Below are 25,661 nucleotides of genomic sequence, written 5' to 3' on the forward strand. Positions count from 1 at the left end.
TGACGGAACGGCGCTGGTGCTTAGCCGACCGCGCCTTCCATCTGCAGCTCGATCAGCCGGTTGAGCTCGAGCGCGTACTCCATGGGCAGTTCCTTGGCGATCGGCTCGACGAAGCCGCGCACGATCATCGCCATCGCCTCGAACTCGCTCAGGCCACGGCTCATCAGGTAGAAGAGCTGGTCCTCGGAGACCTTGGAGACGGTCGCCTCGTGGCCCATGGACACGTCGTCCTCGCGGACGTCCACGTAGGGGTAGGTGTCCGAGCGGGAGATGGTGTCGACGAGCAGCGCGTCGCAGAGCACGTTGGACTTGGAGCCCGGGGCGCCCTCGCCGATCTCGATCAGACCGCGGTAGGAGGTACGGCCACCACCGCGCGCCACCGACTTGGAGACGATGTTGGACGAGGTGTTCGGGGCCATGTGGACCATCTTGGCGCCCGCGTCCTGGTGCTGGCCCTCGCCGGCGAAGGCGATGGACAGCGTCTCGCCCTTGGCGTGCTCGCCCATGAGGTAGACGGCCGGGTACTTCATCGTCACCTTGGAGCCGATGTTGCCGTCGACCCACTCCATGGTCGCGCCCTCGTAGGCCACGGCGCGCTTGGTGACCAGGTTGTAGACGTTGTTCGACCAGTTCTGGATGGTCGTGTAGCGGCAGCGGGCGTTCTTCTTGACGATGATCTCGACGACCGCGCTGTGCAGCGAGTCCGACTTGTAGATCGGGGCGGTGCAGCCCTCGACGTAGTGCACGTAGGCACCCTCGTCGACGATGATCAGGGTCCGCTCGAACTGGCCCATGTTCTCGGTGTTGATCCGGAAGTAGGCCTGGAGCGGGATCTCGACGTGCACGCCCGGCGGGACGTAGATGAAGGAGCCGCCCGACCACACGGCGGAGTTCAGCGACGCGAACTTGTTGTCGCCGACCGGGATGACCGTGCCGAAGTACTCCTTGAAGAGCTCCGGGTGCTCCTTCAGGGCGGTGTCGGTGTCGAGGAAGATGACGCCCTGCTCCTCCAGGTCCTCACGGATCTGGTGGTAGACGACCTCCGACTCGTACTGGGCGGCGACACCGGCGACGAGGCGCTTCTTCTCGGCCTCCGGGATGCCCAGCTTGTCGTAGGTGTTCTTGATGTCCTCGGGCAGGTCCTCCCAGGACTCCGCCTGCTTCTCCGTGGAACGCACGAAGTACTTGATGTTGTCGAAGTCGATGCCGGAGAGGTCGGAGCCCCAGTTCGGCATGGGCTTCTTCTCGAACAGGCGCAGGCCCTTGAGGCGGAGCTTGGTCATCCACTCCGGCTCGTCCTTCTTCGCGGAGATGTCCCGGACGACGTCCTCGTTCAGACCGCGGCGCGCCGACGCACCGGCCTCGTCACGGTCGGCCCAGCCGTATTCGTAGTTGCCCAGACCCTCCAGCTCGGGGTGGGCAGTCTCCGTGGGGAGAGTCATGCGGGGTTCCTCCCGGACGTGCTTTCAGATGCGTGGTGGGAAATCTTGGGGATGAACGTCGTGCAGACGCCGTCGCCGTGCGCGATGGTGGCCAGTCGCTGCACATGCGTACCGAGAAGCTCGGCGAAAAATTCCGTCTCGGCCTCGCACAGCTGCGGGAACTTCTCGGCGGCGTGGGCGACCGGGCAGTGGTGCTGGCAGAGCTGCTCACCGACCGGCGCGCTGCGCGCAGTCGCAGCGTACCCGTCCACGCTCAGGGCCTTGGCCAGCGCTTCCGTCCGTTCCTCGGGGGCCACGGCCTCGACCGCCTTGCGGTAGGCGTCCGCCTGTGCGGCGATCCGGGCGCGGGCGAACGCGGCGATCGCCTCGCCGCCGCCCTCCCGCTCACCGATCCACCGCAGGGCGTCCAGGGCCAGTTTGTCGTACGACTGGTCGAAGGCGTCCCGCCCGCAGTCGGTGAGGGCGAAGACCTTGGCCGGGCGCCCGCGCGTGCGCGCGCCGTAGACGCGCCGCTCGCGGGCCTCCACGACGTTGTCGGCGGCGAGCGCGTCCAGGTGCCTGCGTACGGCCGCCTGGGTGAGGCCGAGCCGCTCGGCGAGCTCGGCGACGGTCGACGGGCCGTGGTCCAGGATGGAGCGGGCGACGCGGTTGCGGGTGGACCGCTCACCGGTTGCCAGTTCCTCGTGGGGAGCCTCGCCGACGTTTTTCACAACGCCATTGTTGCGTAATTCATCCGAGCCGGGCAAGCCGCGCCCGGACGGCCCCAAAGTGCGCTGCATCACTTAGGCAAACCTAATTGACCTGCGGAAACGATCTTTGATCGATCAGATCCGCGGGGCCCGGGTGCCGCCCCCGGGACACTCGGCGACCCTGCCCGCACCCCCTCCGACCGGCCCTCTTGTCACATGGGGAGGAGTTCCCGCACCCGGCGCCCTGACGCCCCGGCCGCCTCCCTAGACTCGTGACCCATGCGAAGTGAGCCCGTGGTCCAGGTGCAGGCCCTGGTGAAGCGGTACGGCACGAAGACCGCGGTGGACGGCCTCGACCTGGTGACCCGGCAGGGCGTGACCGCCGTGCTCGGCCCCAACGGGGCGGGCAAGACGACCACGGTCGAGACCTGCGAGGGGTACCGGCGGCCGGATTCCGGCACGGTGCGCGTCCTGGGCCTCGACCCGGTGAAGCAGTCGGCGGCGCTGCGGCCCCGGATCGGGGTGATGCTCCAGTCCGGCGGCGTCTACTCGGGCGCGCGGGCGGACGAGATGCTCCGCCACGTGGCGAAGCTGCACGCGCGTCCGCTGGACGTGGACGCGCTGATCGAGCGGCTCGGGCTCGGGTCCTGCGGCCGTACGTCGTACCGGCGGCTCTCCGGCGGCCAGCAGCAGCGGCTCGCGCTGGCGATGGCCGTGGTGGGGCGCCCGGAGCTGGTGTTCCTGGACGAGCCGACCGCCGGCCTCGACCCGCAGGCCCGCCGCGCCACCTGGGACCTGGTCCGGGATCTGCGCGCGGACGGCGTCTCCGTCGTCCTCACCACCCACTACATGGACGAGGCCGAGCAGCTGGCCGACGACGTGGCGGTCATCGACGCCGGCCGGGTCATCGCCCAGGGCTCCCCCGAGGAGCTGTGCAGGGGCGGCGCCGAGAACACGCTCCGCTTCTCCGGACGGCCGGGACTGGACATGGCGTCCCTGCTGAAGGCCCTGCCCCCCGACTCCTCGGGCGCCGAGGTGGCCCCGGGCTCGTACCGGGTCGTCGGCAACGTCGACCCGCAGCTGCTCGCCACGGTGACGTCCTGGTGCGCGCAGCACGGGGTGATGCCGGACCGCATCTCGGTGGAACGCCACACCCTCGAAGACGTCTTCCTGGAGCTGACCGGCAAGGAGTTGCGTTCGTGATGTCCGTCCGCACGGAGATCGGCCGGGGGTCCGGGGGTCGTCCCCCGGGAAGACACAGCCTGGAGCTGACCGGCAAGGAGTTGCGTTCGTGATGTCCGTCCGCACGGAGATCGGCCGGGGGTCCAAGGGTTGTCCCCCGGGAAGACACGGCCTGGAGCTCACCGGCAAGGAGCTGCGTTCGTGACGGCCACCGGCACCTACACCCCGAGGCCGGGGGCCGCTCCCCTGACGCGCATGATCGCCGCGCAGGCCGCACTCGAGACGAAGATGCTGCTGCGCAACGGCGAGCAGCTGCTGCTGACGGTGATCATCCCCACGCTGCTGCTGGTGCTCTTCAGCACCGTGGACGTCGTGGACACCGGTGCGGGCGAGGCGGTGGACTTCCTCGCCCCCGGCATCCTCGCGCTCGCGGTGATGTCGACGGCGTTCACCGGGCAGGCCATCGCGACCGGCTTCGAGCGCCGGTACGGCGTGCTGAAGCGGCTGGCCTCGTCACCGCTGCCGCGCTGGGGACTGATGACCGCGAAGACGCTGTCGGTGCTGGTCACCGAGGTCCTCCAGGTGATCCTCGTCACGGTGATCGCGCTCGCGCTCGGCTGGTCCCCGCAGGGCAACCCCTTCGCGGTGTTCCTGCTGCTGGTCCTCGGCACCGCCGCCTTCTCCGGGCTCGGCCTGCTGATGGCGGGCACCCTCAAGGCCGAGGCGACGCTCGCCGCCGCCAACCTGGTGTTCCTGCTGCTGCTCGTCGGCGGCGGGGTGGTCGTACCGCTGGACAAGTTCCCGGCCGCGGCGCAGGACGTGCTCGGCCTGCTGCCCATCTCCGCGTTGTCGGAAGGCCTGCGGGACGTCCTCCGGCACGGCGCCGGAATCCCGTGGGGCGACCTCGGCATCCTCACCGCGTGGGCGATCGCGGGCCTCGCAGCGGCCGGACGGTTCTTCCGCTGGGAGTAGGACTGCGTTCCCGCGGGCAGTCGCGCCTCCCCAGTGCCTCAAGGGCCTGGGAGGTGCCCCCCGGGGCGGCACGGGCGGGCCGGGGGCACCCCCCTCTGGGGCACCCCGCAAACGCCGGGCCGCGCGACCTCCCCCCGGCCAAGTCAGACCCTAGTGAAAGCATGCACAAGCGGCGTCCTACGATGGGACGCGTGCCAAACGTGACCCGCGCCGACGCCCGGACGGCCCTGCGCAACCCACTCGCCTTCATCGCCGCACGCTGGACCCCGGACCCCCGGACCGTCCGCCGGGCGGCCCTCATCGCGCTCGTCATGGCGATCGTCATCGTGGTCACCGGCGGTGCCGTACGCCTGACCGGCTCCGGCCTGGGCTGCCCCACCTGGCCCAAGTGCACCGACGACTCGCTCACCACCACCAGTGAGATGGGCCTGCACGGCGTCATCGAGTTCGGCAACCGCCTGCTGACGTACGTGCTCTGCGCCGCCGTCGGCTGGGCGATCATCGCCGCACGCTCGGAGAAGCCGTACCGGCGCAGCCTCACCCTGCTGGGCTGGACGCAGTTCTGGGTCGTCATGGGCAACGCGATCCTCGGCGGCATCGTCGTCCTCGTCGGCCTGAACCCGTACACGGTCGCGGCGCACTTCCTGCTCTCCACCGCGCTGATCGCGATCGCCACGGTGATGTGGCAGCGCACCCGCGAGGGCGACGAGCCGCCCCGGCCGCTGGTCGGCAAGGCCGTGCAGCAGCTGGTGTGGTTCATGGTGGTCGCCTCCGCGCTGCTGATCGCGGTCGGCACGGTGGTGACCGGCGCGGGCCCGCACGCGGGTGACTCCAGCGAGGTCCCGCGGATGCCGCTCGACTGGGAGACGGTCAGCAAGCTGCACGCCGTACTGGCGTGGATCGTGGTGACGCTGACGTTCGCCCTGTGGTTCGTCCTGAAGGCGGTCGACGCCCCCGAGGGCCCGCTGGCCCGCACCCGCGAGCTGTTCCTGATCCTGCTCGCGCAGGGCGCCATCGGCTACGTCCAGTACTTCACCGACCTCCCCGAGGTCCTGGTCGGCCTGCACATGTTCGGCTCCTGCGTGATGTGGATCTGGGTGGTGCGGGTGCTGCTGTCGCTGCGCGAGCGCCCGCTCGACGAGACGTCCGTCCCGGCTCCCGGCCGCACCGAACGGCTGGAGCCCGCCGCCGGCTGACGGCAGCGTCCTCAGTCCAGTCCGTACACCCTGCCCGCGTTCCCCGAGGCGATCAGGCCGGCCACCCGCCGGGCGTCGTCGGGCGACCACGCGCCCTCGGCCACCCAGGTGCCGAGCACCCGGCCGAGCGCCTCGCGGAACAGGTGGGCGCCGACCACGTGCAGCTCGGGCAGGCCGCGGGCGCCGCTGGAGAAGAGGATCTTGCCGAAGGGGGCGAGTTCCAGGATCTCCGCGAGGACGGTCGCCGCGCGGGCGCCGGTGCGGACCAGGGCGGCGCCGCAGTCGGCGTAGACGTGCGGGAAGACACCGGCGAGATGGGCGGCGTGCCGGTGGTACGGGTAGCCGTGCAGCAGCACGAGGTCCGTGCCGAGACCGGCGGTGGCCCGCACGAAGTCGGTCAGCAGGACCGGGTCGGTGCGGTCGATGCGGGCGCCCGGTGCGGCGAGACCGGCGTGGAGCTGGAGGGGCCGGCCCGAGGCGACGGCGATCCACAGCAGATGCCGCAGCAGCACGGGGTCGCTCAGTTCGTCCCCGACCCGGCGGGAGGCCAGCCAGCGCCCCGCCGCGCCGCGCACCTCCCCCGGTCCGGGCTGCTCGGGGGCGAGCGCCAGGCCGTGCCGTACGCCGGCGACGGAGGTGAAGGCGACGGCGTGCGCGGCGGCCGCGTGCACCGACTCGGCGAGGTTGGCGAGGAGGGACTCGACGGTGCCGGAAGTGTCGGCGACCTGTTCGGCGAGCTGTTCCAGGCGGACGATCTCGTGGGCCTCGGCGTCCCCGGCCGTGCCCAGCTCGGTGGGTCCTGTGAGGTCGCCGGGCAGCCCGGTGTCGACGAGGTAGGCGGTGATGCCGCTGCCCCGCAGCAGCCGCCGCCCGGCCTCGATCACGCCGAGTTCACGGCGCCGGGCGAGGTAGCGGGCGGGCGGGCAGTGCGGTTCCAGGCCGAGCAGGGGTGGACACCAGCGGCGTACGGCGAAGCCGGTCTGGGTGTCGAAGAGGGTGGTTCCGGGGGCGGGCGGGCCCTCGGTCCGGGCGAGCTGGGCCTCGAAGGTGCCCAGGCCCAGCTCCGTGCGGAGCACTCCGTGGCAGTACTGGTCCACGAGTGAGGGTGTTTCGATCATCCGGGGCTCCCCGTAGTGGACCGTGGGCGTCACAGGTCCTAACGGGTGAACCCCGGAAGAGGTCGCGCGTCCGCCGGGTGCCGGTCGGTCCGGCGGGTGCGGGCCGTCCCGGGTTGTTCGCGCCCACGCGGCGGAGCCGCGTGTCGGTACGGCCCCGCGCCCCGGGCCGACTGCCGCTCAGCTGTCGGAAGAGCCGCCGAGTTGGATTCCCGCCATGCGGCTCCACTCGTACGGCCCCGTCCTCACCTTTGCCGCGAACTCGCCGTCGAAGTTCTCGTGCACCGTGATGCCCGCCTTCTCCACGGCCTTCTCGGCGATCTCCACGGACGGGGCGAAGACGTCGCCCCAGTCGCCGTCCTCGCCGACGAGGACGATGCGGGCGCCGCGCTGTCCGAGGTAGGCGATCTGTCCCTCGGCGCCGCCGTGTGCCGTGGCGAAGCCGCTGATCTGCTTGGCGAGCCGGGCCGCCTTCTGCTCGGCCTTCGGGTCCACCTGCTGCGTGTCTGCCATGACCAGGATGCTACCGACGGGTAGATCGAACGGCGACGGGCGGGGTCCGTGGCCTTGACCACGTACCCCGCCCGGTCGGCGAGCAAGGAGCGGTCACCGCAGGAACGGGTCCACCGCGACGGCCACGAAGAGCAGCGACACATAGGTGATGGACCAGTGGAACAGGCGCATCTCCTTCAGCTTGCCGCCCGTCACCTCGGCCTTCGCGCGGTTCAGCAGCGCGTGCGCCTCCCACAGCCACCAGCCGCCCGCCGCGAGGGCGACCGCCGTGTAGAACCAGCCGGTGTAGCCGAGCGGGGTGAGCAGCAGCGACACCGCGACCATGACCCAGCTGTAGAGCACGATCTGCTTGGCGACCACCTTGTTGGAGGCGATGACCGGCAGCATCGGCACGCCGACGCGCGCGTAGTCGTCCTTCACCTTCATGGACAGCGGCCAGTAGTGCGGCGGCGTCCAGAAGAAGATGACGAGGAAGAGGATGACCGGCGCCCACGACATCGAGTTGGTGACCGCGGACCAGCCGATCAGCACCGGCATGCAGCCGGCGATGCCGCCCCACACGATGTTCTGCGACGTACGCCGTTTGAGGATCATCGTGTAGACGACGACGTAGAAGAGGAGCGCGCCGAGGGAGAGCCAGGCGGACAGCCAGTTGACGGTCAGCCCGAAGAGCAGGGTCGAGACGACCGCGAGGGTGATGCCGAAGGCCAGGCACTCGCGCGGGCCGACCATGCCGGTCACCAGCGGACGCTGCGAGGTGCGGTCCATCAGCGCGTCGATGTCGCGGTCGATGTACATGTTGAGCGCGTTCGCGCCGCCCGCGGACAGGTAACCGCCGACGCAGGTCAGCAGCACCAGCCTCAGGTCGGGCACGCCCTGCTGCGCCAGGAACATCACCGGGACGGTGGTGATGAGCAGCAGTTCGATGATCCGCGGCTTGGTGAGAGCCACGAATGCCATCACACGGGCCCCGAACGGCCGATGAGCAGGGCTCTGACTCGCCCCCAGTACCCCCGCTGGACGGGATTCAACGGCCGTCACGCACACCCCTACAGAGACATCCCAGCAAGCCTCCCCAGGTGAAGTGGCGGTAAAGGCTCGCGCGTACCACGCCACTCTAGACGTTGCCCAGACCCGGACATTCGCGGGGGTCCGCTCGTGTTGGCCGGGACCCTCCTAGGTGCGCCCCGAAGCTCGATTGAGCACCCGGATGAGCGGCTCCGTATTCATCTGCCGAACGGGGAGAACGGACCGGTCAGGAGGCGGATCCACGGGAGTGCCCGCACTCTGGAACGACCCGGAAAAACGCATGTCCTACGGGGGTAGGCTCGACCACGCCGGTGGGCAGTCACCGGCCGTCCGAATCCATGTGGAGAGGAGCCCTGACTCAGGGTGAGCAACAAGCCGACCACCACAGACCTCGAGTGGACCGAGTTGGACCAGCGGGCCGTCGACACCGCCCGCGTCCTGGCCGCCGATGCCGTACAGAAGGTCGGCAACGGCCATCCGGGTACGGCGATGAGTTTGGCGCCCGCCGCCTACACCCTCTTCCAGAAGGTGATGCGGCACGACCCGGCGGACGCCGACTGGGTCGGGCGCGACCGTTTCGTGCTGTCCGCCGGCCATTCGTCCCTGACCCTCTACACCCAGCTCTACCTGGCCGGCTTCGGCCTGGAGCTGGACGACCTGAAGGCGTTCCGCACCTGGGGCTCGAAGACGCCGGGCCACCCGGAGTACGGGCACACCACGGGCGTGGAGACCACGACCGGCCCGCTGGGCCAGGGTGTCGCCAACGCCGTGGGCATGGCGATGGCCGCGCGCTACGAGCGCGGTCTGTTCGACCCGGAGGCCGCCGAGGGCGAGTCGCCGTTCGACCACTTCGTCTACTGCATCGCCGGTGACGGCTGCCTCCAGGAGGGCATCTCCGCCGAGGCGTCCTCCCTCGCGGGCCACCAGAAGCTGGGCAACCTGGTGCTGCTGTGGGACGACAACCACATCTCCATCGAGGGCGACACCGAGACGGCCGTCTCCGAGGACGTCGTCAAGCGGTACGAGGCGTACGGCTGGCACGTGCAGCGCGTGGCCCCGAAGCCGGACGGCGACCTGGACCCGAACGCGATCCACGACGCGATCCAGGAGGCGAAGAAGGTCACGGACAAGCCGTCCTTCATCGCCATGCGGTCGATCATCGCCTGGCCCGCGCCGAACGCGCAGAACACCGAGGCCGCGCACGGCTCGGCGCTCGGCGACGACGAGGTCGCGGCCACCAAGCGCGTCCTGGGCTTCGACCCGGAGCAGAGCTTCGAGGTCACCGACGAGGTCATCGGCCACACCCGCAAGGCGCTGGAGCGGGGCCAGGCGGCCCGCGCGGTGTGGGAGAAGTCCTTCCAGCAGTGGCGGGACAACAACCCCGAGCGCGCCGCCGACTACGACCGGATCGCCGCCGGTGAGCTGCCCAAGGGCTGGCAGGACACCATCCCGGTGTTCGAGCCGGGCAAGGGCGTGGCCACGCGTGCCGCGTCCGGCAAGGTGCTCCAGGCGCTCGGCGCGGTGATCCCGGAGCTGTGGGGCGGCTCGGCCGACCTGGCGGGCTCCAACAACACCACGATCGACAAGACGTCGTCGTTCCTCCCGGCCGGCAACCCGCTGCCCGAGGCGGACCCGTACGGGCGCACGATCCACTTCGGCATCCGTGAGCACGCCATGGCCGCCGAGATGAACGGCATCGCGCTGCACGGCAACACGCGTATCTACGGCGGCACCTTCCTGGTGTTCTCCGACTACATGCGCAACGCGGTGCGCCTGTCGGCGCTGATGCACCTGCCGGTGACGTACGTGTGGACGCACGACTCCATCGGTCTGGGCGAGGACGGCCCGACGCACCAGCCGGTCGAGCACCTGGCCTCGCTGCGCGCCATCCCCGGTCTGAACGTGGTCCGTCCGGCGGACGCCAACGAGACCGCGATCGCCTGGCGGGAGATCCTCACCCGCTGGACGAAGGAGTTCGGCAAGGGCACCCCGCACGGTCTGGCGCTGACCCGCCAGGGCGTGCCGACGTACGAGCCCAACGAGGACGCGGCGAAGGGCGGCTACGTCCTGTTCGACGCGGAGGGCGGCGACGCCCAGGTCGTCCTCATCGCGACCGGCTCCGAGGTGCACGTCGCCGTCGAGGCGCGCGAGCGGCTCCAGGCCGACGGTGTGCCGACGCGCGTGGTGTCCATGCCGTCCGTGGAGTGGTTCGAGGAGCAGGACCAGGGGTACCGGGACAGCGTCCTGCCGCCGGCCGTCAAGGCGCGCGTGGCCGTCGAGGCGGGCATCGGCCTCACGTGGCACAAGTACGTCGGGGACGCCGGCCGGATCGTCTCCCTGGAGCACTTCGGTGCCTCCGCCGACGGCAAGCTGCTGTTCGAGGAGTTCGGCTTCACCGCCGAGAACGTGGCGGCCGTCGCCAGGGAATCGATCGCCGCAGCCCAGCGCTGACGCCCATATACGACACGTAGGAGATGGAATTTCCATGACAGACGCACTCAAGCGCCTTTCCGACGAAGGCGTCGCGATCTGGCTGGACGACCTGTCGCGCAAGCGGATCACGTCCGGCAACCTCGCCGAGCTGATGGACCAGCAGCACGTCGTGGGCGTCACCACCAACCCGACGATCTTCCAGAAGGCGATCTCCGAGGGGGACGGCTACGACACGCAGCTGACCGACCTCGCCGCCCGCAAGGTCACGGTCGAAGAGGCCATCCGCATGATCACCACGGCGGACGTCCGCGACGCCGCCGACATCCTGCGCCCGGTCTTCGACGCCACCGGCGGCAAGGACGGCCGGGTCTCGATCGAGGTCGACCCGCGGCTGGCGCACGACACCCGCGCGACGGTCGCCGAGGCCAAGCAGCTCGCGTGGCTGGTGGACCGGCCCAACACGCTGATCAAGATCCCGGCGACCGAGGCCGGCATCCCGGCGATCGCCGAGACCATCGGTCTGGGCATCAGCGTCAACGTCACGCTGATCTTCTCCCTGGAGCGCTACCGCAAGGTCATGGACGCGTTCCTGACCGGCCTGGAGAAGGCCAAGGAGCGCGGCCTGGACCTGTCGAAGATCCACTCCGTGGCGTCCTTCTTCGTGTCCCGCGTGGACACCGAGATCGACAAGCGGATCGACGCGCTCGGCACCGACGAGGCCAAGGCGCTGCGCGGCAAGGCCGCCATCGCCAACGCGCGCCTGGCCTACCAGGCGTACGAGGAGGTCTTCTCCACCGACCGCTGGAGCGCGCTGGAGCGCGAGGGCGCCAACAAGCAGCGTCCGCTGTGGGCGTCGACCGGTGTGAAGGACAAGGCGTACAAGGCCACGATGTACGTCGACGAGCTGGTGGCGCCCAACACGGTGAACACCATGCCGGAGGCGACGCTGTTCGCCACCGAGGAGAAGGGCGAGATCCGGGGCGACGCCGTCTCCGGCACCTACGAGCAGGCCCGCGCCGACCTGGACGCGGTCGAGGCGCTCGGCATCTCGTACGACGAGGTGGTGCAGCTTCTGGAGGACGAGGGCGTCGACAAGTTCGAGGGCTCCTGGAACGACCTGCTGAAGTCGACCGAGGCGGAGCTTCAGCGCCTCGCCCCCTCGGAGGGCTGAGACCTTGTCGAGCAGCAACCCGCTGCGTGACCCCGCTGACCGACGGCTCCCGCGTATCGCGGGGCCGTCGGGCCTGGTCATCTTCGGCGTGACGGGCGACCTGTCCCGCAAGAAGCTGATGCCGGCCGTGTACGACCTGGCCAACCGGGGCCTGCTGCCGCCGGGCTTCTCGCTGGTGGGGTTCGCCCGCCGGGAGTGGGCGAACGAGGACTTCGCCCAGGAGGTCCACGACGCGGTCAAGGAGCACGCCCGCACCCCCTTCCGCGAGGAGGTCTGGCAGCAGCTCATCCAGGGCATGCGCTTCGTGCAGGGCACGTTCGACGACGACGAGTCGTTCGAGCGGCTGCGCGACACGATCGAGGAGCTGGACAAGGCGCAGGGCACGGGCGGCAACTTCGCCTTCTACCTGTCGGTGCCGCCGCGCTCCTTCCCGGTGGTCATCCAGCAGCTGAAGAAGCACGGGCTGGCCGACCAGAGGGACGGTTCCTGGCGCCGCGCGGTGATCGAGAAGCCGTTCGGGCACGACCTGAGGTCGGCCGAGGAACTGAACGCGATCGTCCACGAGGTCTTCGCCCCGGACCAGGTCTTCCGCATCGACCACTACCTGGGCAAGGAGACGGTCCAGAACATCCTGGCGCTGCGCTTCGCCAACACGATGTTCGAGCCGATATGGAACCGGTCGTTCGTCGACCATGTCCAGATCACCATGGCCGAGGACATCGGCATCGGCGGCCGGGCCGGCTACTACGACGGCATCGGCGCCGCCCGTGACGTCATCCAGAACCACCTCCTGCAGCTGCTCGCGCTGACCGCGATGGAGGAGCCGGCCTCCTTCGACGCGGACGCGCTGGCGGCGGAGAAGACCAAGGTGCTCGGTGCCGTACGGCTGCCGAAGGACCTGGGCCGGGACACCGTGCGCGGGCAGTACGCGGCCGGCTGGCAGGGCGGCGCGAAGGCGGTCGGGTACCTGGAGGAGGACGGCATCGACGCCTCCTCGAAGACCGACACCTACGCCGCCATCAAGGTCGGCATCGACAACCGCCGCTGGGCGGGTGTCCCCTTCTACCTGCGCACCGGCAAGCGGCTGGGCCGCCGGGTCACCGAGATCGCGGTGGTCTTCCAGCGGGCGCCGCACTCCCCCTTCGACACGACGGCCACCGAGGAGCTGGGCTCCAACGCGATCGTCATCCGGGTCCAGCCGGACGAGGGCGTCACGGTCCGGTTCGGTTCCAAGGTGCCGGGCACGTCGATGGAGATCCGGGACGTGTCGATGGACTTCGCCTACGGCGAGTCGTTCACCGAGTCCAGCCCGGAGGCGTACGAGCGTCTGATCCTGGACGTCCTGCTCGGCGACTCCAACCTCTTCCCGCGCACGGAGGAGGTCGAGCTGTCCTGGAAGATCCTCGACCCGATCGAGGAGTACTGGGACGAGAACGGCAGGCCGGCCCAGTACCCGGCCGGGACGTGGGGACCCGTCGAGGCGGACGAAATGCTCGAGCGAGACGGACGGAGCTGGCGCCGGCCATGAAGACAGACCTCACGGACACCACGGCCAGCAAGATCAACAAGGCGCTGGTGAAGGCCCGCCGGGCCATCGGCACACCGGCCGTCGGCATGGTGCTCACGCTGGTCATCGTCACGGACGAGGAGAACGCCTACGACGCGCTGAAGGCGGCCGGTGACGCCTCGCGCGAGCATCCCTCGCGCACGCTGGTCGTCATCAAGCGCGTCTCCCGCTCCCCCCGTGACCGCACCCAGTCCCGCCTCGACGCCGAGGTCCGGGTGGGCGCGGACGCCGGCACCGGCGAGACCGTCATCCTCCGTCTGTACGGCGAGGTCGTCGACCACGCCCAGTCGGTGGTGCTGCCGCTGCTGCTGCCGGACGCCCCGGTGGTGGTGTGGTGGCCGGTCAACGCCCCGCTGGACCCGGCGAAGGACCCGCTGGGCGCGCTGGCCCAGCGCAGGGTGACCGACACCTACGCCTGCGAGAAGCCGGTGGAGGAGCTCGCCGCCCGCGCCGACGCCTACACCCCCGGCGACACGGACCTGTCGTGGACCCGCATCACGCCCTGGCGTTCGATGCTGGCCGCGGCGCTGGACCAGATCGCCTGCGAGGTGCAGGGCGTCGAGGTGGAGGGCGAGGAGTTCAACCCGAGCTGCGAGCTGCTGGCGATGTGGCTCGCGGACCGGCTGGACGTCCCCGTCAAGCGCTCCCGCTCCGGCGGCCCGGGGCTCACCGCGGTCCGCATGGACACCGACTGCGGCCCGATCGTGCTGGACCGCGCCGACGGTTCGCTGGCGACGCTGTCCATCCAGGGTCAGCCGAAGCGTGCGGTGGCGCTCAAGCGCCGCGACACGGCGGAGCTGATCGCGGAGGAGCTGCGCCGTCTGGACCCGGACGACACCTACGCCTCGGCCTTGCGCTACGGCGTGGAACGCCTGAAGTCTTCGAAGGGGGCTGACGCACCACCGGCCAAAGGAGAACGGGAAGCGGTCCCCACTCCCGTCGAGTCGGCGGCGAAAGCTCCCGCGGACCGGGCGACGGCGCAGGCACCGGTGAAGAAGGCGGCGGCGAAGTGAGTACGGCACCGCAGCTGGTCGTGCACCGGGACAAGGAGCTGATGGCGCAGGCCGCGGCGGCCCGGCTGATCACGAAGATCGTGGACGCGCAGGCCTCGCGGGGCTCGGCGTCCGTGGTCCTGACCGGCGGCCGCAACGGCAATGGCCTGCTGGCCGCGCTGGCGGCGGCCCCGGCACGGGACGCGATCGACTGGGCCCGGCTGGACCTGTGGTGGGGCGACGAACGCTTCCTGCCGGAGGGCGACCCGGAGCGCAATGTCACCCAGGCCCGTGAGGCACTGCTGGACGCGGTGCCGCTGGACCCGAAGCGCGTGCACGCCATGCCCGCGTCGGACGGCCCGCACGGCACGGACGTGGACGCGGCGGCGGCGGCCTACGCGGAGGAACTGGCCGCGGCGGCGGACCCGACCAACCACGGCCCGGTCCCGACCTTCGACGTCCTGATGCTGGGCGTCGGCCCGGACACGCACGTGGCGTCCCTCTTCCCCGAACTCCCGGCGGTCCGGGAGACGGAACGCACGGTGGTGGGCGTCCACGGCGCCCCGAAACCCCCACCGACAAGGGTCACCCTGACCCTCCCCGCGATCCGGGCGGCCCGGGAGGTCTGGCTGCTGGCGGCCGGCGAGGACAAGGCGGAGGCAGCGGAGATAGCCCTCTCGGGCGCGGGAGAGATCCAGTCCCCGGCAGCGGGCGCCTACGGCCGCACCCGCACCCTGTGGCTCCTGGACAAGGCGGCGGCCTCACGGCTGCCAAGGGAGCTGTATCCACAGGCGTCGGCTTGAATCAGCCCCTCTGGGGGCGTTTGAGGAGCGGGGATCCGGGGGCAGCGCCCCCGGGTTCGGGACGGGAAGGGGCGGCGGGGGCGAAGAACCCCTCCCGCCCCACCCCTACTTCACCGACCCCGCCATGACCCCCTGCACGAAGTGCCGCTGGAACGCGAAGAACACGACGACCGGCACCACCAGCGACAGAAACGCCCCCGGCGCCAGCACATCGATGTTGCTGCCGAACTGCCGGATCTGCGACTGAAGCTGCACGGTCAACGGCTGCGAAGAACTGTCCGCGAACAACAACGCGACCAGCATGTCGTTCCACACCCAGAGGAACTGGAAGATCGCAAGACTGGCGATCGCCGGCCGCCCCACCGGCAACACCAGCCGGGTGAAGATCCGCCACTCACTCCCCCCGTCCATCCGCGCGGCCTCCAGCATCTCCTTCGGCATCTCGGCGAAGTAGTTCCGCAACAGGAACACCGCGAACGGCAGCCCGTAAGCCACGTGGAACAGCACGACGCCCGGAATCGTCCCGAACAACCCGAGCTGCCCGAAGAGCTTGGCGACCGGCAGCAACCCGATCTGCACGGGCACGACCAACAGCGCGACCACAACGAGGAAGACCGGCTCCCGCCCCGGGAAGTCCAGCCACGCGAAGGCATATCCGGCGAGCGCGGCGACAACCACCACCAGCACGGTGGTCGGCACCGAAATCAGCACGGTGTTCCAGAACGCCTGTGTGATACCCGAATTCCCCAGCAACGCCGAGTAGTTCTCGAAGGACAACTCCCCCGGGCTGGTGAACACGGTCCACCAGCCCCCCTCCGCCGTCTCCTCGGCCGACCGCAGCGAGGACAGGAACAGCCCGGCCAGCGGAGTCATCCACACCAGCCCGATCACCACCAGGAACGCCTGCACCACCGCGTTACCCAGGACACGCCGCACCGCGCTCACCGCTGACTCCTCCGAAAACGACGGACGTTGAACACCATGGCCGGAATGACCAGGAGCAGCAGCAGCACACCCAGCGCACTGCCCAGCCCCTGGTTGTTGCCGCCGCCGAACGACACCAGCCACATCTGCGTCGCGAGCACGGTCGCGTCCTCCTGCACGGGACCGGGCGCGATGATGTAGACGAGGTCGAAGACCTTCATCACGTTGATCACCAGCGTCACGAACACCACGGTGAGCACGGGCGCGAGCAACGGAACGGTGATCCGCCGGAAGATCTGCCACTCGTTGGCCCCGTCCATCCGCGCGGCCTCCAGCGCGTCCCGCGGCAGCGTGGACAGTCCCGCTCCGATCAGCACCATCGCGAACCCGGTCCAGATCCACAGGTACGCCCCGATGATCGCGGGGGTGACGAGCGCCGGGCCCAGCCAGGAGACGCCGTCGTAAGGGGCCGCGAAGTTGGACGAAGGCAGCTTCAGGGCGTACGGGCCACCGCCCAGCCCCGCGAACCGGAACGACCCGTCGACCGCGGTGGTCGTACTGGCGACCGTCTCCCCGCCACGCACCGCTTCGACCGTGACCCCGGGCAGTCCGCTCTCCTCCCGGTCGACCACCCCCGGCTTCCCTCCCCCACCGGGCGTGAAGTCGAGGTACACCACACCGCGCACCTCATCGGAACCGGCCTCCCCGGCGACAGCGGCGGGTTCGGCACCCCCCGGCAGATCCTTGGGAGCCACCCCCACCAGCCCCAGCACCGCCGCCGTCCCCCCGGGCGACACGTCCGCCCCGGTGACGTACGACCCGTCCGCCTGCTCGGTCAGCCCCTCGCCGTCCCGCGCACGGGCGGCCGGATACGACGACGTGCCCTTGAAGGCGTCGTGCACGGACACGACGGCCGCGTTGAGCACGCCCTTGTCCGGGTCGTCGTCGTAGGCGAGCCGGAAGATGATGCCGGCGGCGAGGAAGGAGACGGCCATCGGCATGAACAGCAGCAGCTTGAAGGCGGTCGCCCAGCGGACCTTCTCCACCAGGACGGCCAGGATCAGCCCCAGCCCGGTCAGCAGCGTCGGCGCCACGACGACCCAGATCGCGGTGTTCCGGACGGCCTTGAGGGTGGTCGGGTCGCGGAACATCTCGGCGTAGTTCTCGCCGCCCACGAACTCGGCTCCGGAGGCGTCGAAGAAGCTGCGGCCGACGGAGAACAGCACCGGGTACACCACCAGCGCGCCCAGCAGGAGCAGCGCGGGGAACACGAACAGCAGGGCGATCAGGCGCCCCCGCCGGCGCAGGCGCCGGCCGCGCGCGCCGTCGGGGTGCGCGGGCGGCGGGGGGCTCGCCTCTTTCACCAGTGTGGCGGTCATGGCCGTCAGTTCCCGTACGCCTTGGCCGCGGCGCCCTCGAGCTCGGCGGCGGTCTTCGCCGGGTCGGCCGGGTCGCGCAGGAAGTCCTGGAGGATCTTCCACTCGCCGGTGCCCTTGGTGCCGCCGAAGGCCGCGGGGGCCTGGTCGGACATGTCGAAGCGGACCGAGTCGCCCGCCTCGATCAGGGACTCGGCGGTGGCGCGGGTGACGTCGTCGCCGTAGGAGGAGAGGTCGAGCTTCTTGTTCGGGGAGAGGAAGCCGCCCGCCTCGGCCCACACGGCGGCGGCCTCCGGGGTGGCGAGGTACTCCAGGAGTGCCATGCCGGCCTCGCTGTTCTTTCCGTCCTTGAGGACGACGGCCGCGTCGCCGCCGCTGACCACGGGCGCCTTGCCGTCACCGACCGGCGGGAAGGGGAAGAAGTTCGCGTCGGTGCCGATGGTCCTGCCGAACTGGTCCTTGGCGACACCGGCGACGAAGTCGCCCTCGTACACCATGGCGGCCTCGGCCTTCGGTCCGAAGACCTTCTCCACGGAGCCGGGGAAGTCGGTGTTGAGGGCCTGCTTCCGGCCGCCCGCGACGAGTTGCTCGTCCTTGAAGAGCTTGCCGAGGGTGGTGAGCGCCTCGACGACGGTCGGGTCGGTCCACCGGAGCTTGTGTGCGGCGAGGGCGTCGTACTTCTCGGGTCCCGCCTGGGAGAGGTAGACGTTCTCGAACCAGTCGGTGAGGGTCCAGCCGTCCTGGCCGGCGACGGAGAAGGCGGCGAGACCGGAGTCGGAGATCGTCCGTCCGTTCTCCAGCATGGCGTCGTAGGTCTTCGGCGGGGTGACGCCGGCCTGTTCGAGGGCCTCGGGGCTGTACCAGACGGTCGACTTGTGGGCGGCCTTGAAGTAGAGGCCGTAGAGGGTGCCGTCGACGCTGCCGTAGTTCCGCCACACCTCGGCGAAGTTGCCGTCGACGGTGGACCGCACCTTCTCGTCGAGCGGCTTGAGCCAGCCCTTCTCGGCGAACTGCTTGAGCACGCCGACCTGCGGGACCATGACGACGTCGGGGGCGTTGCCGCCCTCGATCTTGCTGCCGACGACGGTGGAGACGTTGTCGCCGGTGGAGACGAAGGCGGTCTTGGCACCGGTCTTCTCGGTGAAGGCGTCGAGCACCTTCTGGAAGTTCTTCTGTTCGCTGCCGGACCAGACACCGGCCACGGTGACGGTCTGGCCGTCGAGCGACTTGTCGCCGCCGCCGGCCGTGACGGGGTCGCCGCTGCCGCAGGCGGTCGCGCCGAGCGCGAGCACGAGCACGAGGGCGGTGCATCCGGTGAGCAGGGTGGTACGTCGTCGCATCATCGTCGATGTCCCTTCGTTGGTACGGGCTTTCAGGAGCCGTCGATCCACCAGGCGGCGGTGGAGCCGGGGAGTGTCCCGGGCGGGCAGGGGCCGCTGGCGAGCAGCGGGGTGCCGGTGACCGGGGCGGGTACGGGGGCGGTGCCGAAGTTGACGGCGCAGACCAGGTCGTCGCCGCGGGTGAAGGCGAGGACGCCGGGCTGGGTGTCCAGCCAGCGGAGCGTGCCCTCGCCCAACTGGGCGAGGGCGGAGCGCAGTTGGAGGCCGTCGCGGTACAGGTGCCAGGAGGAGCGGGTGTCGGCCAGCGCCCGGTCGGTGGCGTGCTCGGCGAACCACTCGGGCTGCGGCAGCCAGGGCCGTACGCCCTCGGCGCCGGAGGTGAAGCCGAACGGTGAGGCCTGCCCCGACCAGGGCAGTGGCACCCGGCAGCCGTCGCGGATCCGGGCGCGGCTGCCGGTGCGGCGGAAGATCGGGTCGGTGAGCACGTCGTCGGGCAGGTCGACGACCTCGGGCAGGCCCAGTTCCTCGCCCTGGTAGATGTACGCGGCGCCGGGCAGCGCCAGCATCAGCAGCGCGGCGGCGCGGGCGCGGGCCGGGCCGAGTCCGCTGCCTTCCGGGGCGGGTTCGCCGTAGCGGGTGACGGTGCGGACCTGGTCGTGGTTGTTGAGGACCCAGGTGACGGTGGAACCGGTGCCGGCGATGTCCTGCATGGCCTCGGAGATGACCTTGCGGAAGGCGTCGGCGTCCCAGGGGGCACCGAGGAGGTCGAAGAAGAAGGCCTGGTGGAGTTCGTCCGGGCGGACGTAGCGGGCGTGTTCGCGGGCGGTGGGGACGGAGACCTCGCCGACCAGGAGGCGTTCGCGGCCGTCGCGGGCGGTGTACTCCTCGCACACCGTCCGCCAGTTCCGCCACACCTCGTGCACCTCGGGCTGGTTCCAGGCGAGCGGGTTGACCGAGTCGCGGGTACGGGCGTCGGCCTCCGGGTCCGGGGAGTCGGGCAGCTCCGGGTGCTTGTACAGGCCGGCGGCGACGTCGATGCGGAAGCCGTCGGCGCCCCGGTCCAGCCAGAAGCGGAGTATGCGGTCGAACTCGGCGGCGACCTCGGGCTCGCGCCAGTTCCAGTCGGGCTGTTCGGGCGTGAACATGTGCAGGTACCACTGGCCGGGCCGGCCGTCGGGCCCGGTGATCCGGGTCCAGGCGGGGCCGCCGAACATGGCGTGCCAGTTGTTGGGCGGCTCGGCGCCGTCGGGGCCGCGGCCGTCGGCGAAGTGGAAGCGGGCGCGCTCGGGGCTGCCCGGGGCCGCGTCGAGGGCGGCGCGGAACCAGGGGTGCTCGCTGGAGCAGTGGTTGGGGACGATGTCCAGCAGCACCTTGACGCCGAGCCGCCGGGCGGCGTCGACCAGCAGGTCGAACTCGGCGAGGTCGCCGAAGACCGGGTCGACGCCGGTGTAGTCGGCCACGTCGTAGCCGTGGTCGTGCTGCGGCGAGGGGTAGAAGGGGCTCAGCCAGATCCCGTCCACGCCGAGCTTCTTCAGGTACGGCAGCCCGGCCCTGACCCCGGCGAGATCGCCGATGCCGTCGCCGGTGCTGTCCAGGAAGCTGCGGACGTAGACCTGGTAGATCACCGCGTCACGCCACCAGTGGTGCCTGTTCACCCCATTGACCTGTCTGTGAGAAGTGCTCGTTATGCATGCATGTTAGGTATCGAGGTCGCGAGAGTGTCAATGAACGTGCGCAAGGTACCGTGGAGTTGCCCGGTCCATACAGGTACTTAGACGGGCATAACGGGCGCGTTTGAGACGTCCGCGTTACCTAACATGTAACCAGGGAGGGTTCTATCGCGAGGAGACGGCGGCCAGCTCGCCCGCCAGCCGGCGCACCGCGGCCCCGGGCGTCTGCCGCCCGGTCATCGCGTCGTGCACCACCGCCTGCACCACCAGGCTCACCTGGTCGTAGTGCGGGCTCTTGGGGCGCGGGGCGGCGGCGAGCACGCTCTCGCGCAGGGTCGGCAGGTAGGGGAACCGCCGGACCAGTTCCGGATCGTCGTACAGGTCGGCCCGTACGGGCGGCAGGGCGCCGCGCGTGAGGACCTGGCGCTGCACGCGCTCGCTGGCGAGGTACGCGATCAGGCGCGCGGCGGAGTCGGGGTGCCGGGCGTGGCCGGCGACGGCCAGGTTGGAGCCGCCGAGGACGCTCGTGCCCGGACCGTCCGGTCCCGGCAGCGGTACGGCACCGACCTTGCCGGCGACCTTCGAGCCCGGCGCGGAGGCGGCGACGTAGGCGTAGGGCCAGTTGCGCAGGAAGAGCAGACGGCCGTCCTGGAAGGCCCGCTTGGACTCCTCCTCCTTGTACGTCAGTGCCTCGCGGGGGATCCAGCCCTCGCGGACTCCGCGCGCGAGGAAGCCGATGCCGTCCCTGGCCGCCCGTGAGTTCACGGTGACGCGTTCGCCCTCGTCGCCGAGGATGGTGCCGCCGGCCGAGTAGACGGCCTCGGCCGCGTTCACCGTCAGACCCTCGTAGGGCAGGAACTGGCCGGCGTAGCCGTCGAGGCCGTGCTCCGGGGCGAGGGTCCTCGCGGCCCGTTCGAGATCGGCCCAGGTGCGCGGGGGCGGGACGCCCGCTTCGGCGAGGACGTCCTTGCGGTAGAGGAGCAGTCCGGCGTTGGTGACGTACGGGACCGCGTACAGGCGCCCGTCGTACGTCGCCGTGTCCACGACCCGGGGCAGGAAGGTGCCGAGCGGGAAGCGGTCGCGGGGCAGCGGGCGGATCCAGCCGGCGGCGGCGAACTCCGAGGTCCAGCTCACGTCGATGTTGAGCACGTCGAACCGGCCGCGTTCGCCGCCGCGCAGGTCGGTGATCATCTGCGCGCGGGTCTCGTCGGCGGAGTCGGGCAGCTCGACGAGGGTGACCTCCTCGCCGGGGTGGGTGCGGTTCCAGCCCTCCAGCACGGAGCCCAGATAGCCGGTGAGGTCACCGGCGGTGGCCAGGGTGAGCGGTCCGCGACCGCCCCCGCCGGCCTCGTCGGCCCGCGCCCCGGAGGCGACGTAACCGGTCAGGACGACGATCAGGACGAGGAGGCCCCTACCCGCGGCATGGATCCACCGCATAGGTTCCTCCCTGTACACCGGCACCCGGGCACCATCGTCCGGGGGTCAGAGGCCATGTATACCCGTTAGGTATGCGCGATACTAGGCCCTGCGGCACATTACCCACAGGACGCGAGGAGGAGAGCACGAGTGCGGCTGCCCCTCCTGGCGCTGCTCGCCCGTGGCCCGGCCCACGGCTATGAGCTCAAGCAGGACCTTGAGCAACTGCTGGGCTCCGCGTACCCTCAGCCGAACGTCGGCCAGATCTACGTCACCCTCGGCCGCCTCGAGAAATCGGGGCTGATCGAGGGCGAGGACGTCGAGCAGTCGAGCCGGCCCAACAAGAAGGTCTACCACCTCACCGACGCCGGGCGGGAGGCGCTGCGCGCCTGGTACGAGGAGACGGCGGACGAACCGCGGGTGCGGGACGAGTTCTTCATGAAGCTGGCCCTGGCCCCGCAGACCGGTCTCGCCGACCAGATCGCGCTGATCAACCGACAGCGGCGCCAGTACCTGAACACCATGCGGCAGTTGTCGAAGCTGGCCGCCGCCGAGGACCGGGACAACCGCATCTCCCACCTGCTGATCGAGGGCGCCATGCTGCACCTGCAGGCCGACCTCGACTGGCTGGAGCGGTGCCAGGAGGAGCTGGAGGAGCTTCAGTGAGCGAGCGCACCGCTGAAGTGCTGCGTGCCGAAGGCCTGGTCAAGACGCACCACGGCGAGGGCGCCCCGGCGCATGCCGTGCGCGGGGTCGACCTGCGGGTGGCGCGCGGCGAGTTCGTGGCGATCACCGGTCCGTCCGGTGCGGGCAAGTCGACGCTGCTGCACCTGCTCGGCGGGCTCCAGCGGCCCGACGCGGGCAGCATCTGGCTGGACGGCACGTGCACGGACGGCTACGGCGAGGCCCGCTGGGCGGTGGAGCGCCGCAAGCGGATCGGGATCGTCTTCCAGTTCTTCAACCTCGTCTCCGACCTGTCGGTCGCCGACAACGTGGAGCTGCCCGCGCTGCTCGCCGGGGTACCGCCGAAGAAGGCCCGCGCCGGGCGGGAGGAACTCCTCGCCGAGCTGGGTCTCGCGGGCAAGGAGCGGAGCATGCCGGGCGAGCTGTCCGGCGGTGAGCAGCAGCGGGTCGCGCTGGCCCGGGCGCTGGTCAACCATCCGCCGCTGCTGCTGGCCGACGAGCCCGCGGGCAGCCTGGACAGCAGGGGCACCCGCGAGGTGATGCGGCTGCTGTCCCGCTTCCACGCGCGCGGGCAGACGATCCTGCTGGTCACGCACGACGCGCGGCTGGCGAGCGCCGCGGACCGGGTGATCAGCTTCTTCGACGGCCGGATCGCCGACGACGCCGCACTCGACGGCGGCACCCCGCCGCGCCGGACCGGGACGTCCGGTGTGCTGGAGCTCAAGGACTGACATGCGCTTCCACGACCGCCCCGCACCGAAGGGCTGAGCGCCCGTGCGAGCCACCCTGCGCTGGGCGCACTCCGATCTGCGTACGCACCGCGGCGAGGCGCTGTTCCTGGTGCTCGCCACCGCGGGCATCGTCGCGTCGCTGCTGCTGGCCACGGCCCTGTTCGGGTACGCCACCAACCCCTGGCAGCGGGTCTTCGCCCAGGCGCACGGCGCGCACGTCACGCTGCACACCACCGCCTCCGCCGACGCGGGGGAGCTGACCGGCCTGGACGGCGTGGAGTCCGTCGCCGGTCCCTACCCGACGGCCTCGGTCACCCTCGTCTCAGGGGGCGGCCGGGCCTCCGTGGAACTGCGCGGCACCTCCGCCGAGCCCGAGGTGGGCCGCCCGCTGATCACCTCCGGGCACTGGCTGGACCCGGCCACCCCCGACGGGGTGGTCCTGGAGAGCCGGCTCGCGCGGGCGCTGCTGACCGCCCCCGGTGACACGCTCACGGTGCCCGGCACCACGCGGCGGCTGACCGTGGTGGGTGTCGCCGACAGCGCCGAGCCGCGCTATCGGCCGGGTGAGCGGGCGGGCCTGGTGTGGGCGCTGCCGTCGGCGGTGGCCGATCCCGGCGGCCAGGTGGTCGGGCTGCGGCTGACCGACCCGGGCGACACCGGGTACGCCGTGCAGCGGGCGGTGACCGAGCTGGGCGCCGGGGCGATCGGCGAGGTGGCCACCTGGCAGCAGGCGCGCGCCGAGGCGCAGGGCGACAACCGGCTGCTCGGGCAGGTGCTCGGCCTGTTCGGTCTGGGCGCGCTCGCCGCCGCCGGGTTCGCCGTGCACGGGGCGATCGCCACCCGGATCCGCGGGCACCTGCGGGACATCTCGATCCTCAAGGCGATCGGCTTCACGCCCGGCCAGGTCGTCCGCGTCTTCCTGCTCCAGCACCTCGGCTACGCCCTGCTCGGTGCCGTGGCCGCCGCCGTGCTCACCGAGGCGCTGGGCGGCGCGGTGCCGGGGCGGCTCGGGGACGCGGTCGACGTGTGGCAGGGGCTGCCCGGACACACCGCGGCACTGTTCGTCGTACCGGCCGGGGCGGTGCTGTTCATCGGCGCGACCACCGGGCTGGCCGCCTGGCGGGCGGGACGGGTGCCGCCGGTGCCGGTGCCGCGCCCGGCGGCACCCCCGGCCGGGCGGCTGACAGGTGTGGCGCGGCGGGCGCTGGGGGCACGGGTGCCGCCGGCGCTGGTCCTGGGCTGGCACAAGGCGTTCACCCGCCGGCCGCGTTCGCTGGGCGCGGTGGGCAGGCTGACGCTGCCGCTGTTGCTGATCGTGGTGGCGCTGAGCGCGTGGACCACCATCGACCGGTTCCACAGCAGTCCGGAGCGGATGGGGCTGCCCACGGCGCTCAGTGTCCGCGCGGACGCCTCGCTGGGCGACCGGGAGACCCGCGCGCTGCTGGAGCGCGACCCTCAGGTCGCCGCCGCCCATCCGGGTGTGGAGGTGGCCGCGCTGGTTCCCGGCCAGACCGCCACCATCGCCCTGCGCGGCCTCGGCACCCGTGCGGAGCCGTACCCGTTCACGCTGGCCGAGGGGCGCCCCGCGCGCGGGCCGGACGAGGCGGTGGCCGGGCAGGGGCTGCTCGACCTGCTGCACGTGCGGGTGGGCGACTGGGTGCGGATGACCGTCGGCGACCGGCCGCAGATCCTGCACATCGTCGGCCGCAGCATCGAACCGGAGAACGCCGGACGGACCATCTCCACCTCGCTGGACACGCTCCGCGCCAACGACCCGGACCTGCGTCCGGCCCTCTACCAGCTCCGGCTGGACTCCGGCGCGGACCCGGCCGCGGTCGCCGAGCGGCTGACGGCGGCGGGCCGCGGCCATCTGGACGTGCACACCGTGGCCAACCCGGCCGACGGGCTGTCCCCGCTGCGCGCGGTGGTCCTCGGGCTGATCGTGGTCCTCGCGCTGATCGGGCTGATCGAGCTGCTGACGGCGATCGGCGGCACGGTCCGCGAGGGCGAACGCGATCTGCTGGCGCTCAAGGCCATCGGCCTGACCCCCCGGCAGATCACCGCCGTCACGGTCACCGCCACGGCCGGTACGGCTCTGGCGGCCGTGCTCCTCGCCACGGCCCTGGGACTGCCGCTGGCGCACTGGCTGATCGACGCCCAGGGAAGATCGAGCGGCATCGGCGCGGGGATCGCCCGGCTTCCCTCCCCCGCGCTGCTCGTGCCGCTCGGCGCGGCGGCGGTACTTGGCGCAGCTGCGCTCGCCGCCCTCCCGGCGGCACGAGCGGCCCGACGCCGCCTCGCGGACACGCTGAGCTCGGTGGCCTGACTTCTTTCGCCCCCGCCGCCCCTTCCCGTCCCGAACCTGGGGCTCCGCCCCAGACCCCGCTCCTCAGACGCCGGAGGGGCTGAATGTCAG

At 71.2% G+C, this 25,661-nt stretch carries 21 protein-coding genes; 11 read left to right on the forward strand and 10 right to left on the reverse strand.

The window, feature by feature from the left end; translation table 11 throughout:
- Positions 1–20 precede the first annotated feature (20 nt).
- Both sufB and ACFV5H_RS31095 read right to left on the reverse strand, forming a co-directional pair.
- A complete protein-coding gene (gene sufB / locus ACFV5H_RS31090) occupies positions 21–1,442 on the reverse strand; it encodes a Fe-S cluster assembly protein SufB (protein WP_073937092.1) in 1,422 nt (473 codons plus the stop codon).
- Positions 1,439–2,152: a helix-turn-helix transcriptional regulator gene (locus tag ACFV5H_RS31095; RefSeq protein WP_385057159.1), complete on the reverse strand. Its 714-nt coding sequence runs from the start codon at positions 2,150–2,152 to the stop codon at positions 1,439–1,441. Before ACFV5H_RS31095 ends, sufB begins: the two co-directional genes overlap by 4 nt.
- Before the next feature lie 258 nt (positions 2,153–2,410).
- Between ACFV5H_RS31095 and ACFV5H_RS31100 the strand changes: the two genes are divergently transcribed.
- The 3 genes from ACFV5H_RS31100 to ACFV5H_RS31110 all read left to right on the forward strand — a co-directional run bounded on the left by ACFV5H_RS31100 (position 2,411) and on the right by ACFV5H_RS31110 (position 5,481).
- Positions 2,411–3,334, forward strand: coding sequence for an ABC transporter ATP-binding protein (locus ACFV5H_RS31100; RefSeq protein WP_385057161.1), 924 nt, complete (start codon positions 2,411–2,413; stop codon positions 3,332–3,334).
- A gap of 180 nt (positions 3,335–3,514) precedes the next feature.
- Positions 3,515–4,285 carry an ABC transporter permease gene (locus tag ACFV5H_RS31105; protein WP_385057163.1) on the forward strand — a complete coding sequence of 257 codons (771 nt, stop codon included), beginning with the start codon at positions 3,515–3,517 and terminating at the stop codon, positions 4,283–4,285.
- 161 nt (positions 4,286–4,446) lie between these two features.
- Positions 4,447–5,481, forward strand: coding sequence for a heme A synthase (locus ACFV5H_RS31110; RefSeq protein ID WP_385057165.1), 1,035 nt, complete (start codon positions 4,447–4,449; stop codon positions 5,479–5,481).
- An 11-nt stretch (positions 5,482–5,492) separates the two neighbouring features.
- Here the strand turns inward: ACFV5H_RS31110 and ACFV5H_RS31115 are convergent, their stop codons facing one another.
- From ACFV5H_RS31115 to ACFV5H_RS31125, 3 genes are all read right to left on the reverse strand, one after another.
- The gene (locus ACFV5H_RS31115; protein ID WP_385057167.1) at positions 5,493–6,599 is read right to left on the reverse strand and encodes an amidohydrolase family protein; all 1,107 of its coding nucleotides are present in this window, start codon (positions 6,597–6,599) and stop codon (positions 5,493–5,495) included.
- 177 nt (positions 6,600–6,776) lie between these two features.
- Entirely contained in the window at positions 6,777–7,109 is a 333-nt protein-coding gene (locus ACFV5H_RS31120) for a hypothetical protein (protein ID WP_385057168.1), read from the reverse strand.
- A gap of 93 nt (positions 7,110–7,202) precedes the next feature.
- A complete protein-coding gene (locus ACFV5H_RS31125; RefSeq protein WP_385057170.1) occupies positions 7,203–8,156 on the reverse strand; it encodes a heme o synthase in 954 nt (317 codons plus the stop codon).
- Positions 8,157–8,501: 345 nt separating this feature from the next.
- On the opposite strand from ACFV5H_RS31125, the gene tkt reads away from it, so the two are divergent.
- From tkt to pgl, 5 genes are read left to right on the forward strand one after another with little or no spacing between them, the layout of a single operon-like run.
- On the forward strand, positions 8,502–10,589 hold the full coding sequence (gene tkt, locus ACFV5H_RS31130; protein ID WP_385057172.1) for a transketolase: 2,088 nt from the start codon (positions 8,502–8,504) through the stop codon (positions 10,587–10,589).
- A gap of 34 nt (positions 10,590–10,623) precedes the next feature.
- Positions 10,624–11,742: a transaldolase gene (gene tal, locus ACFV5H_RS31135; protein WP_385057174.1), complete on the forward strand. Its 1,119-nt coding sequence runs from the start codon at positions 10,624–10,626 to the stop codon at positions 11,740–11,742.
- A gap of 4 nt (positions 11,743–11,746) precedes the next feature.
- On the forward strand, positions 11,747–13,270 hold the full coding sequence (gene zwf, locus ACFV5H_RS31140; RefSeq protein WP_085574344.1) for a glucose-6-phosphate dehydrogenase: 1,524 nt from the start codon (positions 11,747–11,749) through the stop codon (positions 13,268–13,270).
- Positions 13,267–14,322, forward strand: coding sequence for a glucose-6-phosphate dehydrogenase assembly protein OpcA (gene opcA, locus ACFV5H_RS31145; RefSeq protein WP_385057175.1), 1,056 nt, complete (start codon positions 13,267–13,269; stop codon positions 14,320–14,322). The genes zwf and opcA overlap by 4 nt, the downstream gene beginning before the upstream one ends.
- Positions 14,319–15,104, forward strand: a complete 786-nt coding sequence (pgl, locus tag ACFV5H_RS31150) for a 6-phosphogluconolactonase (RefSeq protein ID WP_385057177.1) — start codon at positions 14,319–14,321, stop codon at positions 15,102–15,104. The genes opcA and pgl overlap by 4 nt, the downstream gene beginning before the upstream one ends.
- 105 nt (positions 15,105–15,209) lie before the next feature.
- Here pgl and ACFV5H_RS31155 read toward each other — a convergent pair whose 3' ends face one another.
- From ACFV5H_RS31155 to ACFV5H_RS31175, 5 genes are all read right to left on the reverse strand, one after another.
- A complete protein-coding gene (locus ACFV5H_RS31155; protein ID WP_073937105.1) occupies positions 15,210–16,049 on the reverse strand; it encodes a carbohydrate ABC transporter permease in 840 nt (279 codons plus the stop codon).
- Positions 16,046–17,407 carry an ABC transporter permease subunit gene (locus ACFV5H_RS31160; protein ID WP_385198257.1) on the reverse strand — a complete coding sequence of 454 codons (1,362 nt, stop codon included), beginning with the start codon at positions 17,405–17,407 and terminating at the stop codon, positions 16,046–16,048. The genes ACFV5H_RS31155 and ACFV5H_RS31160 overlap by 4 nt, the downstream gene beginning before the upstream one ends.
- A gap of 5 nt (positions 17,408–17,412) precedes the next feature.
- Complete coding sequence (locus tag ACFV5H_RS31165; protein ID WP_385198258.1) at positions 17,413–18,747, reverse strand: ABC transporter substrate-binding protein; 1,335 nt, start codon at positions 18,745–18,747, stop codon at positions 17,413–17,415.
- A gap of 29 nt (positions 18,748–18,776) precedes the next feature.
- The gene (locus tag ACFV5H_RS31170) at positions 18,777–20,399 is read right to left on the reverse strand and encodes a glycoside hydrolase family 13 protein (protein ID WP_385198259.1); all 1,623 of its coding nucleotides are present in this window, start codon (positions 20,397–20,399) and stop codon (positions 18,777–18,779) included.
- A 180-nt stretch (positions 20,400–20,579) separates the two neighbouring features.
- Positions 20,580–21,851 carry an ABC transporter substrate-binding protein gene (locus ACFV5H_RS31175; protein WP_385057184.1) on the reverse strand — a complete coding sequence of 424 codons (1,272 nt, stop codon included), beginning with the start codon at positions 21,849–21,851 and terminating at the stop codon, positions 20,580–20,582.
- 129 nt (positions 21,852–21,980) lie between these two features.
- Between ACFV5H_RS31175 and ACFV5H_RS31180 the strand changes: the two genes are divergently transcribed.
- The 3 genes from ACFV5H_RS31180 to ACFV5H_RS31190 are packed head-to-tail and all read left to right on the forward strand — an operon-like array spanning position 21,981 to position 25,571.
- On the forward strand, positions 21,981–22,496 hold the full coding sequence (locus ACFV5H_RS31180) for a PadR family transcriptional regulator (protein WP_085574352.1): 516 nt from the start codon (positions 21,981–21,983) through the stop codon (positions 22,494–22,496).
- Entirely contained in the window at positions 22,493–23,245 is a 753-nt protein-coding gene (locus ACFV5H_RS31185; RefSeq protein ID WP_385057186.1) for an ABC transporter ATP-binding protein, read from the forward strand. The genes ACFV5H_RS31180 and ACFV5H_RS31185 overlap by 4 nt, the downstream gene beginning before the upstream one ends.
- A gap of 43 nt (positions 23,246–23,288) precedes the next feature.
- Positions 23,289–25,571: an FtsX-like permease family protein gene (locus tag ACFV5H_RS31190; protein ID WP_385198261.1), complete on the forward strand. Its 2,283-nt coding sequence runs from the start codon at positions 23,289–23,291 to the stop codon at positions 25,569–25,571.
- The last annotated feature ends 90 nt before the right edge of the window (positions 25,572–25,661 follow it).

The organism is Streptomyces sp. NPDC059787, from assembly GCF_042732315.1.
GTDB classification, from domain to species: Bacteria; Actinomycetota; Actinomycetes; order Streptomycetales; family Streptomycetaceae; genus Streptomyces; species Streptomyces atrovirens.

Coding starts and splice junctions, on each gene's coding strand:
- sufB (WP_073937092.1), bottom strand. CDS start 1,442: ATGACTCTCCCCACGGAGACTGCCCACCCCGAGCTGGAGGGTCTGGGC.
- ACFV5H_RS31100 (WP_385057161.1), top strand. CDS start 2,411: ATGCGAAGTGAGCCCGTGGTCCAGGTGCAGGCCCTGGTGAAGCGGTAC.
- ACFV5H_RS31110 (WP_385057165.1), top strand. CDS start 4,447: ATGCACAAGCGGCGTCCTACGATGGGACGCGTGCCAAACGTGACCCGC.
- ACFV5H_RS31115 (WP_385057167.1), bottom strand. CDS start 6,599: ATGATCGAAACACCCTCACTCGTGGACCAGTACTGCCACGGAGTGCTC.
- ACFV5H_RS31120 (WP_385057168.1), bottom strand. CDS start 7,109: ATGGCAGACACGCAGCAGGTGGACCCGAAGGCCGAGCAGAAGGCGGCC.
- tal (WP_385057174.1), top strand. CDS start 10,624: ATGACAGACGCACTCAAGCGCCTTTCCGACGAAGGCGTCGCGATCTGG.
- opcA (WP_385057175.1), top strand. CDS start 13,267: ATGAAGACAGACCTCACGGACACCACGGCCAGCAAGATCAACAAGGCG.
- ACFV5H_RS31160 (WP_385198257.1), bottom strand. CDS start 17,407: ATGACCGCCACACTGGTGAAAGAGGCGAGCCCCCCGCCGCCCGCGCAC.
- ACFV5H_RS31165 (WP_385198258.1), bottom strand. CDS start 18,747: ATGATGCGACGACGTACCACCCTGCTCACCGGATGCACCGCCCTCGTG.
- ACFV5H_RS31175 (WP_385057184.1), bottom strand. CDS start 21,851: ATGCGGTGGATCCATGCCGCGGGTAGGGGCCTCCTCGTCCTGATCGTC.